The organism is Shewanella sp. 10N.286.52.E4, assembly GCF_041468785.1.
Taxonomy (GTDB): Bacteria; Pseudomonadota; Gammaproteobacteria; order Enterobacterales; family Shewanellaceae; genus Shewanella; species Shewanella electrodiphila.
Genome location: NZ_JBFRJJ010000003.1, coordinates 31,957 through 45,278, shown reverse-complemented (window position 1 = coordinate 45,278; position 13,322 = coordinate 31,957). Strand labels below are relative to the sequence as shown.

Genomic DNA, 13,322 nt, shown 5'->3' with positions numbered 1-13,322 from the left:
CATCAAATGAAAAACAAATATTCCGCTTCTGCAGTAAAACGGTAATTTTTAGTTACATATCAGTTACTGAAAAGCTCACATTTTATCAACAAAAATGCCCTATCCCCTTGTTAAATGCCCTTTTCAACACTTAACATGGGGTTCACAACAATAAAGACTGATTTTCTATTTACACTTTTGCTGTTTAAAAGAATAAATGAAAAATCAGCATCTAAAGCTCATTGAAGAGCTTATTAATACTTGATTTCAAGAATGCAAAGGAAACAACATGAATAAGTTTGTTATTGGGGGACTTTGTGCCTCATTGATCGCAGGTCTCAGTGCTTGTAGTAATAATGAAGTGCAGAACACCACCAAAACGGCAACGGCTGAAGCAGTTCAAACTGCATTAACATCAGGTATCGATTTTCAAAACATCGATAAATCAGTACGTCCACAAGATGATTTTTATGAATATGTAAACGGCACTTGGCTAAAAACAGCTGAAATCCCGGGCGATCGTACTAATATTGGCGCCTTTTACGACCTACGTGAAAATGCTCGTGAAGACGTGAAAGCAATCATTGAAGAAGTGGCAGCAATGCCTACTCTGACAGCTGGCACTGATGAACAAAAAGTGGCCGATCTTTATCGCGCGTTCATGGATGTTGAAACGTTAAATAAATTAGGTGTCACACCTATCCAAGCTGAGTTTGATAAAATCACTGCTATTTCATCAAAAGCTGACCTCACTAACTTTTTTGCCTATAGCCAAGTTAACGGTTACGGCACCCCACTGGCTTTTTACGTTAATGTTGATGCAAAAGACTCAACCCGTTACGCCACCCATATCTGGCAATATGGCCTAAGCCTGCCAGAAAAAGACTATTACTTTAACGAAGAAGAACGTTTCGTTAATATTCGTAAAGCTTTCGTTGAGCACATTGAAAAAATGTTTAACTTAGCTGGTCTTGCAGATGGTAAGGCTGCTGCTGAGTCTATTTTAGCCCTGGAAACTGCCATTGCTGAAAAGCATTGGGATGTGGTTGAAAGCCGCGATAGCACTAAAACTTACAATAAAATGACAATAGCTGAGCTTGCAGAGCTTGCTCCGAACATTGATTGGAACCAATACCTGACAACTATGGGTGTTGCAGAGCAAAAAGATATCATCATCAACCAGCCTAGTTACGTGAGCGGCTTGAGTGAAGTGATTGGTGCAACAGATTTAGACACCCTTAAAACTTACATGACGTGGAGCGTATTAACCCATGCAGCAAGTAACTTGTCTGAAGCCATTGATGCAGAAAACTTTGCTTTCTTCTCTAAAACCTTAAACGGTCAAGAAGAGCAAGAGTCTCGCTGGAAACGTGGTGTAAACACAGTCAGTGGCACTTTAGGTGAAGTTGTAGGTAAGGTGTACGTTAAGCGTCATTTCACTTCTGCAGCCAAAGATCGCATGAGTGTATTAGTTGAAAACTTACGTGGCGCATACGGCACTAGCATCGACTCGTTAGATTGGATGAGTGCTGACACTAAAGTGGCCGCTAAAGACAAATTAGCCAAATTTAATCCAAAGATTGGTTACCCTGATAAATGGAAAGATTACAGCAAGCTAACCATTAAAGGCGATGACTTGGTCGGTAATGCGCAGCGTGCAAGCGTTGAAAGCCACAATAAAGATATTGCTAAACTTGGCGGCCCAATTGATAAAGGCGAGTGGCACATGACGCCGCAAACCGTCAACGCTTACTACAATCCAACGATGAACGAGATTGTGTTCCCAGCGGCAATTTTGCAACCTCCGTTTTTCAACATGCAAGCAGATGATGCGGTTAACTACGGTGGCATCGGCGCAGTAATCGGCCACGAAATGGGTCATGGTTTTGATGACCAAGGTGCTAAATTCGATGGCGAAGGAAATATGCGTGATTGGTGGACTGAAGCTGATTTAGCCGCCTTTACCAAAAAAGGGAATGCGTTAATTGCCCAATATGATGGTTACCAAGTATTTGATGATCTACACGTTAATGGCGAGCTTACATTAGGCGAAAACATCGGTGATTTATCGGGTGTGACTATTGCGTATAAAGCTTACAAAATGTCATTAGACGGTAAAGAAGCACCTGTGATTGACGGCTTAACGGGCGATCAACGTTTCTTTATGGGCTTCACTCAAATCTGGCGAGTGAAAATGAAAGAAGAAGCTTTGCGTAACCGTGTTGCAACTGATCCACATTCACCAGGCCATTTCCGTGCTTTAGGTGCCCTATCTAACATGCCTGAGTTCTACACAACTTATGACGTGAAAGAAGGCGATAAAATGTATATCGAACCAGCTAAACGCGTAAAGATTTGGTAGTCACTCACTTGAGCTACCCTTTATTTCTTAAAGGGTAGAACGACTAAAAAGGACATCATTTCGATGTCCTTTTTATTGCTTTTTAACATTCTAGATTTAGCAAATCAAAGCCTGCTCAATATTCAATATCACAGTCTTAATAATCACTTTGTAAAGATTGGTAAACCTGTCCATAGTCGAAAAAATATTCAGCTTTGATTCAGCTTCCACCAGTTAAAGTAATCACATATCCCAAAAGGGTTATAACGAATACTTTATTACTCATGCCTTCATAACTTTAGAGTCAGTGGTAACGCAAATGAACAGAATTTTTCGTACCTTTTTTATATTTTTATTATTACTCACTACGCGAAATGCCATAGCTGTTACTGTTGATACTAGCCCTGTTAAACCCGTTTACGATGTTAACCAGACCCTTGTTGATGATTTAGACAGTCTATTAAACCTAGCAAGTACTTCAGGTACTGCGCCGCAACAAGAAACTGATAGCTTACAACAGTTATTTGAACGCGCCCCTTTAGCGCAAACAGAACTGAGTAATTTACTCAACAACATCAGTCAAGAAAGCCATACTCATATACTGATGCCTGAGATTAAAAGTTACCAAAGGGCGCAACAAAAAATTGAACGAAAATTCAATGGCGATGCCAGTTTCATTACCGATATTGCCAGAGCAACGTTGGTTGCCGATGACGTTGAAACATTAATGCGCAGTTATGATGCCTTGGCTGAGACCACAGAGGTTGTGCAAGTTAAAAACCGCTTTGCAGACCCCAAAGCATCAGGCTATCGCGACTTAAATTTATTAGTGAAATTACCGCAAACAAAAATGATTGTAGAAGTGCAATTACATCTGAGCAAAATCGCTGAGATTAAAAGCGGCCCAGAACATCAAGTCTATGAACAAATACAGCATATTGAAGCTGTCGCACAAACCCAACACCGCGCCCTAACTGATTTAGAGTTAATGCAAATTGTTAAGCTGCGTCAGTCATCACATAAGCTTTATCACAAAGCTTGGCTTAGCTATAAACGCCAAAGCCTTGCCCAATTTGACAACACACACATAGGAGACCAAACCCAAGCAGCTTAACCCCATTAAGCTTTGCCTATTTCCGTTCAACCCCCTTCCATTTTGGCACCTTAATTTAAGGTGCTTTTTTTTATTATTTTTTGCTGTTTTGTTGGTTTTTCGATTAATTCAAATTGGTTAAGAGCGCCATACAAGCTATACTCCCGCCATTATTGCCGATAACTGGAAACACTGATGAATGACATCATTGAAATGCTTCAAGACTTAAGCGAAACGGTCCCTGTACCACTTGAATTACCGACATTCGAGCAACTGGTAGAAGTTGAAGAGCAAATTTTAATTTCACTGCCCAACGACCTAAAAGAATACCTGCTATTTGGTAGTGATGTTATTTACGGTGCTATTGAAATGGTTACGGCATCTGACCCATATTCTCATACCTATTTACCTGAAGTGACCAGCTACGCTTGGTCTGTGGGTATGCCAAGAGAGTACATTGCGATTTGTCAGCAAGGGGATAACTTTTACTGTATCGACCAAGAAGCCAATGTGCGCTTTTTCAAGAATGGTCGCATGGCAGACATCATGTGGGAATCTCTCTGGGATTGGATTCAAGATATTTGGCTAAAACGTAAGTAATTAATTTGATTCACGTATGTTTTGCACCACAACACGACAAGATTAAATAGGAAAAACCATGGCTAAATCAAATAACTTGAATGCAATCGAAATGCAGTGTTTACGCTTATCATTAGGGTTAAGTGTCGAGCAAATTGCCGAACTAACTAAAACAACTGCTGAAGCAGTTACTGCTTGGGAAGCTGGCGAAACTGATGCGCCAGAAGTTGCACAAAAGAAGTTACTTGAAATTGAAGATACCATTGAGATGCAAGTACTCAATACCACTGACGGTATTGAAGCGCTATTCAAAACCGAACCAAAGCGACGTTTAGCCTTTGTGGTCTACCCAACTCAGGCTATTTATACTCAGTACAATCCTGAGTTTTTAAGCTCATTGCCTTTTACTGAGCTATACAATACTGCAGCATGGCGCATCAAAAAAGAATGCCAAATTGTATTAGAAGTAGAAGTCAGCCTTATTCCACTTGAAATTGAAGCTTACAAAAGTTTCCGCGCTGATAATGGCATGAGTGAATCTCGCGAAAGCCGAGCTAAATGGGCTGCGACTCAGCTTTAATAAGCTGAGTAGATAAATAAAAAAGGAAGCATTCGCTTCCTTTTTTCATGTCAAAAATTCACGATTTGATCGTTACTCTTCTTGAGCAGCCTTCGCAATCGCTTCTGACTTTTCTAACGCCTTAGTCATTGCAGGTCGTTGTTTCACTCTATCTCGATATGCCGTCAACTTTGGTGGAATAGTTTGCTCAAATACTGTCGCCCACAAAAGCGTTTGAGTCAGTAAGATATCAGCTATGGTGAGTTCATCACCACAAACATAACCTGTTTCTGGTACCCATTGTTCAGCTATCTTAGCCGCTTTATCAAACTCAAATTTTGCTACCGGTAGCATGGCATCTACACGCTGCTCTTCTGGCAGCGCAAAACGATGTTTGCCCATGCTCCATAAAGGTTGCTCTAATTCGCATATAACAAAGCTAACCCATTGGTGATGCAAGCCCGCTTGCTCAGTGCCAGGTTCTGGTAAAAAAGCACCATTGCCATACTTTTCCGCTAGGTACTGCAAAATAGCCGCTGACTCAGTTAGCGCAAAATCACCATCAGTAATTACAGGCATTTTACCGCTTGGGTTCAGCGCTAAATATTCTTCAGAACGGTTATCGCCTTTGGCAAAGTTAAGAAAGCAAAACTGCCAATCAACTCCGAGCTCTTCCAATAACCATGAAACCCGCAGCGCTCTGCTGCGCGGAGTGCCATATAAGGTAATACCTGTGCTTGCTTCTATTTCCATGTTCTATTTTCCTTTGATTAATTACCTACTGAACCAGACTTCGTAAAATCAAACAGATTTAAAATGAGTGTCATCGAAAATGATACCAATAAAAAGGCGAGCCTAAAGCTCGCCTTCTGTCTTGAGCTAGGAGTTAACCTAACATATGTTCAGTTATTTAAAACTGATAACTGACTTTACCGTACCATAATGCACCGATGGCAGAATGGGTTGCCTGATCGTAACCCATGAAATCAGCGGCGCTGAATGAAGGCTCTTCATTCAATACATTATTAGCACCTAACGTCAGTGACCAATGATCGAAACCAATATAGGTGACATTTAAATCTAAAGTCATCATTGAATCTATGGTTCCTGTAGCTCCCGCATCGATATTATCTTGATATTCACCAATATAGTTTAAGCGCGCACTGGTTTGCCAGTTGGTGTAGCCCCAATCCATGCCACCCGTCCAGCGATATTCAGGGTGTTGGTATTCACCTGCAAGTTCACGGGTCGAACCGTCTTCACGTACTTGATCAAAACTATTGACCCAAGTGAGGTTATAATTAAAACCAAACTCACCCGCACTTTGCGTATTCATGGTGTATTGCACATCAAGGTCAACACCATCAGTCGTCTGGCTACCTAAGTTAGCAAACTGGTCATAGATTTCGATAATACGTCCAGGTACGCCATTGGCATCGGTAGGCTCACGTTTTACAACGCTTGGATCATCACCTTGAGTATTAACCAAATATTGAGTATCAGAAGTAATCAAACCTTCTTGATCATAATTCCAGTAATCCACCCCGACACTTAAGCCATCGGTAATTTCCCAGATCCCGCCAAAGTTATAAGAAGTTGACTCTTCAGGTTGTAAATCAGGGTTACCCGAAAAAATAACCGTGCGCTCTTGCGCGGTACAGTCTTCTTCAAGCCCTGTTAATGGACAACGTACCGCATCCACTAATCCCGGAGATTCCTGTGATGGGCCTAAGCCTAATTGCACTAATGATGGTGCTCTAAATGCTTCGCCCCAACTTGCACGGAAGGTTAAATTATCTAATGGGGTATATCGCAGAGCAATTTTAGGGTTAGTCGTATCGCCAAAGTCACTATAGTCTTCGTATCGCAATGCTAATTGTGCTTCGAGTTTTTCAAATACTGGTACAGCAAGCTCAATAAATAATGAGGTTTGATCGCGCTCGCCATAGGCTTCAGTCGCTTCGGTACCAAATATTTCGCCGCGCTTAAACAGCTCATCAGGATTATCTGATAATTTTTCTTCACGATATTCAAACCCAACCGCCATCGCGACACTGCCCGCTGGCATATCAAACAAGTCACCAGCAATCTTTCCGTCAAACGCATTAGTGGTAGATTTACCATTACGGGTGGTACTGACGCTAATATCATCAATCACATCGCCTTGCTGGCTTGTTGCTAATGGATTAAACGCGCCTGAGTTAATGGCTTCTTGTAAACGTGGTGTCCACACAAAACCTTGTTCACCATATTCATGATTACGATTATAAGAATAGGTATAAGCCAGTTCCCACTCCCAATCCGATAACATGCCATTTAACCCTAATACAATTCTAGCGCTATCTGATTCAGATGATTTTTGGCGAGGTCCCGTTTCAGTGAGTCTTCGGCGCATGGTTAAGTCTTCACCAGGAAAAGGATTAGTCGCAGCGCCGCTAGTAAACAGTGGATTATCATTTAGCATATAAAACTCACCGAATGATGGACTTGCCGCCCCTTTCACCACACTTTCATTATGCTGATACATCATTTCAGCAAACAAACTCAACTCATCGTTAAACTCGTAATCTTGAAATACCGATAACCCCATGCGAGTCGATTCTGGCACTGATGTCATCAGTGGTGCGTAGTCATAGCGGCAATAATTTCCTTTTACACTGTCCGCTGGGCAATTGACATCTGGCGTCCAGCTGAATAAATCAGACTTTGGCGTTATGGAGCCATCAGCGCCAATTGTCGCAGGAATGTATGAACCAGGATTACCTGCAGATGAACGAAAATCATCACCGCCATTTGGTGTTTGATCGGCAGAGCTTGAATAGTCTCGGTCGGCAAAGAGAGTTTCACGTTCTTTAAAGTAATCAAATATTACGGTGGTATGCGACTTACCGTCAGCGGCTTCTGTACCCCACAAAATTGAACCCGCTTGCTGACCACCGCCATCTTCGACAGTTTCAGCAAGTTTACCGTTGACTTCGAATCCTTCGAAATCCTTTTTCATGATGATGTTTATCACACCCGCAATAGCATCAGAACCGTAGGTTGCTGAGGCGCCATCTTTAACGATATCGATACGTTTCACTGCAGAAATAGGAATTGAGTTAATATCCACAAACGCGGTATCAATGGATTTAGCAAAAGATGACACCGCAATACGGCGGCCGTTCAACAATACTAAAGTGGCATCTGCGCCTAAACCACGTAATGACACAGCAGCGCCACCATTAGCGGTGTCATCTGAGTTATTACCTTGGGTTGAGAAAGTGCCACTCCCTGAAACAGGTAACTTACTCAGTAACTGCGAAATATCCTGTGCGCCTGAGCGGGCAATATCTTCAGCACTTAACACCGTCATCGGTGAAGCGCCTTCTAAATCCGTGCGTTTAATGTGAGTACCTGTCACTTCAATGCGTTCGACTTCGGGCTCGGCAGCAAAAGCGGTAGGTGTGAGGATGAGTGATACAGCAGCAGCGCAGGCGCTCTGCCAAAATTGAGGTCTTTTCATAATTGTCCCTAATATGAATTATTATTTTAAATAGGCTCAACATCATTTTTAAGCCTTTATGTTCCTAATAAGAATGACTTACAAATCATCCTATTTCGGTTCATCTCATGCGCGCTTATATTAGCGCATCATGTTTTTCTAACATAAGTAATCCACATCAGAAGTCAATGGTTAGTTTTTAAACAGTTGTAACAGAACGCTTTATCACTTACATCTTGTAAACAATTTGTTATTTTGCGCATTCAGCAAAATATGACATAGTCATACATCATCTTGAAACTGAATAGTAATCTCACCTCAAACAATAAGAACATAATGCCGACGACTCAAAAAGCCACCAGCAGTAATTACTCAGCCGCCACATTTTTTGCCAGCCTTGGCCCAGGAATTTTGATGGCCGCCGCCGCTATTGGCGCATCACATTTAGTTTCCTCTACCCGAGCTGGTGCTGAGTTTGGCTGGCAATTGGTGTGGGTGGTATTACTCGTTAATTTACTCAAATACCCATTCTTTGCTGCTGGCGCTCGGTACACCGCAGCCACAGATGAAAGTTTACTCCATGGATATTTAAAGCAAGGACGCGGCTATTTGCTGATGTTTACTTGCTTAAACACTATCGCAGCGATTGCCAGTACAGCGGGGGTGTGCATGTTAACTGCTGCTATGCTGACCCAATTTGTGCCTCTGCCGATTGATGTACTCGCATTCCTAGTACTAGTGAGCTCACTGGCAATTCTCATATTGGGTCATTACCAATTACTGGATAAAATGACCAAAGTCATCATGCTGGCCTTAACCTTAACTACCTTGATTGCAGTCGCACTTGCTTGGCAACATTACCAAGCACCGGCTATAACGGAGGTGGCCGAGAGCCCTTGGCAATGGGCTTATGTTGGTTTTTTAGTGGCTATGATGGGCTGGATGCCAGCGCCAATTGAAGTCAGTGCTTGGAACTCTTTGTGGTTAATTGAGAAGAAAAAGACCCAAACGGTGACCAGTAAGCAAGCCATTTTCGACTTCAACTTGGGCTTTATTGTCACCGCTATTTTAGCGGTAGTTTTTTTAGCCCTTGGTGCATTAGTGATGCATGGCAGTGGCGAAGTATTTTCTAATTCTGGTGCTAAATTCGCAAGCCAGCTTATTGATTTGTATAGCGATGTCATGGGTGAACAAAGCCGATTTTTAATCGCTGCTGTCGCTTTTTTATGTATTTTTAGTACCACGGTGACCGTCATTGACGGTTATAGCCGAACGTTAGATATTGGTTGGCAGTTACTCAACAATCAACAGGATTGCGCTAAGCGATTAACGAGAGTGATGTTGCTTGTTTCTGCATTAGGACTAGGGCTTATTCTGTTTTTTAAAGGAGCGCTGCTGCCTTTACTTGAGTTTGTGATGACATTGGCATTTCTAACCACAGTGATTTTTGCGTGGCTTAATCTACGCTTAATGACCAGTGAAGCCTTACCAGAAAAACACCGTTACGGTATAAAAATGAAACTACTGGCATGGTTTGGCTTGGTGTATCTGGTTGGGTTTTCGGCGGTATTCATTTACTGGAAGCTTGCGATACAATAAATAGCTTCTCTTAATGACGATGAATTGCAGATAATCTGAACTATTACTCCATTTTCAGGTATATACCCATGTTACTTCAAGATGCTTTGTCAGGCGCAATCTCGGATAACAATGCAAGGCGTAAGCTGAGGTAATTGTTGTTCACTTTTCAAAGCTTACAACGTAGCAGTGGTTTTCGAGCTTGCGCCCCATAGGGCAAGGCAAATAGCACCAATCTGCGTTGTTATAAAATATCGATGTAGAATAACTATACTTCAATTTTATGCCTAGCATCTTGGCACTATTTGCCTTGCTGACTTTGCATCTTGAAGTATCATGGGTATAATCCGCATCCAATTTTTATTTAAGCTTAGGTTTAATAATCCTCAGCTTAAAAAACTGCGCAGCCGCGCCCAGAGACTTATATGATTAACAACGATATTATTCGCCGTCTACGTTTTGTATTCGATTATTCAAACGCAAAGATGATTAAAGTTTTTGCTCAAGCCAATGTTGAAGTCAGCACAGATGAAATCATTAGCTTACTGAAGAAAGAAGCTGAAGAAGGTTATAAAGCCTGTAATGACAAAGTCATGTGTCAGTTCTTAGACGGACTAATTATCGAAAAACGTGGTTTACGTGAAGGCAGTGAAGTTCCAGCGCCTGTTAAAAACCTAACAAATAACTTAATCTTCAAAAAATTGCGTATTGCTTTAGAGCTTCGTGAAGATGATATTATTGAAATTTGTGGTTTAGCTGATTTCGTTATCGGTAAGTCAGAATTAGGTGCCTTGTTCCGTAACCCTGATCATAAGAACTACAAAACTTGTGGCGATCAGATTTTACGTAACTTCTTACATGGACTATCAATCAAACACCGTGGTGTTGAACTGTAACTCCCCTGTTTGATGTAACATTGAAATGCACAGCAATGGCTGTGCTTTTTTATGTCATTTTATCGCTCGCTCAGTGTCACTTCATCCCAATAAATGGCCTGTTTAAACTCTTCGGCTAATAAAGCATTCAGTTTTTCGAAACTCTTTACTGCGACTTCCTCTCCGTTTACACACGACCATACAAATCGATGACAGTTATTGTTAAATAAATCATATTCGCGATATTGATATATTGCCTGCTCTGCTCTTTTCTGTGCTTGTGGTGATATTAAAGGCTGATGTAAGTGATTACATGCTTGAAATATGCGTCTACCTGTCCGGTCTTGTAAAAAACGCTGCGCTGATACGGGTCTTATTAACCCGCTGCCATGAAGTTCAACCAAGTGATTATCGCCCACCCAAATACCGCTATGCTCAACCACACCAAAAACAAAACAACAAACAATGCCTCCAGGTGCCGCTTCGACACATACATCACTGGTATGCCAAATACTTGGGGTTAACGGGCTCGCAGACTTTTCACTAGGTACTTTTGGGGAGCGGCCCATGCGGCGTTCATGTTGTAGTGACTTGCGCTGTTTACGATCATCAGCAAGTAAAATTGCACCTACCGCCGCTGTACCAAGCCAAATTAAAGGAAGAGCCATTTGTACCTCACAGTGTAGAAATTGTGTACATAATCAGCATGGCATCTAATTTAATCAATATCGAGTCCCTTTCTAATTTTAGTCAGTAGCTAAAGTGTTACGAGTCATGACTCATTGACGTATTTGCCCTCACACTAGTCTTGTCTGCCACAATCCCTATTACAATCCAGTTAATATCGGTATTAGCATTGAGTCGCAAACAAATCACAGCAAACGTTTTCAATATTCACGGCTCACATTCAAATAGAAAAAAAGTGTGAAATAGCTCACTTAACAGACCACAAAAAATATAACTTGTGTTAACCTTCTCCGATAACAAAAAACGTCTACTATTAGACAGTCATCGCCGTCTAATCCTAGCTATAAATAACAGTAATTCGACACTGATAATAAGGTTTCCAATGGACGATAATAAACGCCCTCTCTATCTTCCTTTCGCAGGTCCAGCCATTCTTGAGTCTCCTCTGCTAAACAAAGGTACCGCCTTTAGCGAAGAAGAGCGCATTTACTTTAACCTTGAAGGGCTTATTCCTTGGGTTATTGAAACAATTGAAGAACAAGCATCACGTGCTTATGAACAGTATAAAAGTTTCAGTAATGACCTCGATAAGCATATTTATCTGCGTAATATCCAAGATACTAACGAAACCCTATTTTATCGATTAGTGCGAAACCATATCAGTGAGATGATGCCTATCATCTATACCCCTACCGTGGGGTTAGCCTGTGAGCGTTTCTCGAAGAATTATCGCCGTAACCGCGGTTTGTTTATCTCATACGATAACAAAGATCGTATTGACGATATTCTAAATAACTCGACACGCCACAAAGTGAAAGTGATTGTGGTCACCGATGGTGAACGTATCTTAGGTTTAGGCGACCAAGGGATTGGCGGTATGGGGATCCCAATTGGGAAATTATCCTTATACACCAGCTGTGGCGGGATCAGCCCTGCATATTGCCTCGCAATTACGTTAGATGTGGGGACTGATAACCCTAATCTGTTAGATGATCCTATGTATATGGGCTCTCGTCATCCACGTATTGGCGGCGAAGAGTACGCTGACTTTATCGAAGAATTCATGCAAGCAGTCAATCGCCGCTGGCCTGAAGCACTTATTCAATTTGAAGATTTCGCTCAGAAAAATGCCATGCCATTGCTTGAACGTTATAAGGACAGATTCTGTACTTTTAATGATGATATTCAAGGCACTGCAGCGGTAACTGTTGGTTCGTTATTGGCGGCATGTAAGGCAGCTGATACGCAGTTATGTAAGCAACGGGTTGCTTTCTTAGGCGCGGGGAGCGCAGGTTGCGGAATTGCAGAAGCCATTGTGGCGCAAATGGTGGCAGAAGGCATTTCAGATGAGCAAGCTCGCTCACAAGTATTCATGGTCGATCGTTGGGGCTTATTGCTTGATAACATGCCGACCTTACTGGATTTCCAGAAAAAACTAGCGCAAAAGACGATCAATATTGAGCAATGGGATGGCTTTAGCGATCATATTTCATTACTTGATGTAGTCAACAACGCTAAACCAACGGTATTGATCGGTGTTTCTGGTGCGCCAGGATTATTCACTGAAGAAATTATTCGCGCCATGCACAGCCATTGTGAGCGCCCAATAGTATTCCCATTGTCGAATCCTACTAGCCGCGTTGAAGCAACACCGAAAGATGTGCTGCACTGGACATCTGGCCAAGCATTGGTTGCTACTGGCAGTCCATTTGAACCCGTAGTTATTGACGGTGAGACCTTCGAAATTGCCCAGTGCAACAATAGCTTTATCTTCCCAGGTATTGGGTTAGGTGTACTAGCGAGTGGCGCAACCCGTGTATCTGACGAAATGTTAATGGCATCGAGCCTTGCATTATCAGAGTGCTCACCACTTGGTAAAAATGGTACAGGCTCATTATTGCCGGCACTTGAAGATATTCAAGAAGTCAGTAAATACATTGCCTTTGCGGTAGCGAAAAAAGCCATTGAACAAGAGCTTGCTTTACCTTGTCCAGATGAACTATTAACACAAAAAATTGATAGTAACTTTTGGGAGCCTGAGTACCGTCGTTATAGACGTACCTCTTTCTAAATGACTTAAGTTTAAGGTTTTGGTTTTACTTAACACCAGCACCTTACGAAACGAAAAAGCCTAGCAAATGCTAGGC

10 protein-coding genes are annotated in these 13,322 nt (G+C 41.9%); 7 read left to right on the top strand and 3 right to left on the bottom strand.

The window, feature by feature from the left end; translation table 11 throughout:
* Positions 1–268: 268 nt before the first annotated feature.
* From AB4153_RS01260 to AB4153_RS01245, 4 genes are all read left to right on the top strand, one after another.
* Positions 269–2,341 (top strand): M13 family metallopeptidase, encoded by a 2,073-nt coding sequence (locus tag AB4153_RS01260; RefSeq protein ID WP_371996098.1) that lies wholly within the window; start codon positions 269–271, stop codon positions 2,339–2,341.
* Positions 2,342–2,639: 298 nt separating this feature from the next.
* Positions 2,640–3,434 carry a RelA/SpoT domain-containing protein gene (locus tag AB4153_RS01255; protein ID WP_371996097.1) on the top strand — a complete coding sequence of 265 codons (795 nt, stop codon included), beginning with the start codon at positions 2,640–2,642 and terminating at the stop codon, positions 3,432–3,434.
* A 174-nt stretch (positions 3,435–3,608) separates the two neighbouring features.
* Positions 3,609–4,013 (top strand): SMI1/KNR4 family protein, encoded by a 405-nt coding sequence (locus AB4153_RS01250; protein WP_102528919.1) that lies wholly within the window; start codon positions 3,609–3,611, stop codon positions 4,011–4,013.
* 58 nt (positions 4,014–4,071) lie between these two features.
* Positions 4,072–4,572 (top strand): DUF4447 family protein, encoded by a 501-nt coding sequence (locus AB4153_RS01245; RefSeq protein ID WP_102528920.1) that lies wholly within the window; start codon positions 4,072–4,074, stop codon positions 4,570–4,572.
* A gap of 72 nt (positions 4,573–4,644) precedes the next feature.
* On the opposite strand, the gene AB4153_RS01240 is transcribed toward AB4153_RS01245, so the two are convergent.
* Together AB4153_RS01240 and AB4153_RS01235 are read right to left on the bottom strand one after the other, a co-directional pair.
* Positions 4,645–5,304 carry a glutathione S-transferase family protein gene (locus AB4153_RS01240; protein WP_102528921.1) on the bottom strand — a complete coding sequence of 220 codons (660 nt, stop codon included), beginning with the start codon at positions 5,302–5,304 and terminating at the stop codon, positions 4,645–4,647.
* 157 nt (positions 5,305–5,461) lie between these two features.
* Positions 5,462–8,056 (bottom strand): TonB-dependent siderophore receptor, encoded by a 2,595-nt coding sequence (locus AB4153_RS01235; RefSeq protein WP_248954840.1) that lies wholly within the window; start codon positions 8,054–8,056, stop codon positions 5,462–5,464.
* Positions 8,057–8,371: 315 nt separating this feature from the next.
* Here AB4153_RS01235 and AB4153_RS01230 point away from each other — a divergent pair, with 315 nt between their 5' ends.
* Both AB4153_RS01230 and AB4153_RS01225 read left to right on the top strand, forming a co-directional pair.
* On the top strand, positions 8,372–9,634 hold the full coding sequence (locus tag AB4153_RS01230; RefSeq protein ID WP_229369435.1) for an Nramp family divalent metal transporter: 1,263 nt from the start codon (positions 8,372–8,374) through the stop codon (positions 9,632–9,634).
* Between the two features lie 404 nt (positions 9,635–10,038).
* Positions 10,039–10,509, top strand: coding sequence for a DUF1456 family protein (locus AB4153_RS01225; RefSeq protein WP_102528924.1), 471 nt, complete (start codon positions 10,039–10,041; stop codon positions 10,507–10,509).
* A 59-nt stretch (positions 10,510–10,568) separates the two neighbouring features.
* Here the strand turns inward: AB4153_RS01225 and AB4153_RS01220 are convergent, their stop codons facing one another.
* A complete protein-coding gene (locus tag AB4153_RS01220) occupies positions 10,569–11,156 on the bottom strand; it encodes a hypothetical protein (protein ID WP_371996096.1) in 588 nt (195 codons plus the stop codon).
* A 401-nt stretch (positions 11,157–11,557) separates the two neighbouring features.
* On the opposite strand from AB4153_RS01220, the gene AB4153_RS01215 reads away from it, so the two are divergent.
* Complete coding sequence (locus AB4153_RS01215; RefSeq protein ID WP_102528926.1) at positions 11,558–13,246, top strand: NAD-dependent malic enzyme; 1,689 nt, start codon at positions 11,558–11,560, stop codon at positions 13,244–13,246.
* The last annotated feature ends 76 nt before the right edge of the window (positions 13,247–13,322 follow it).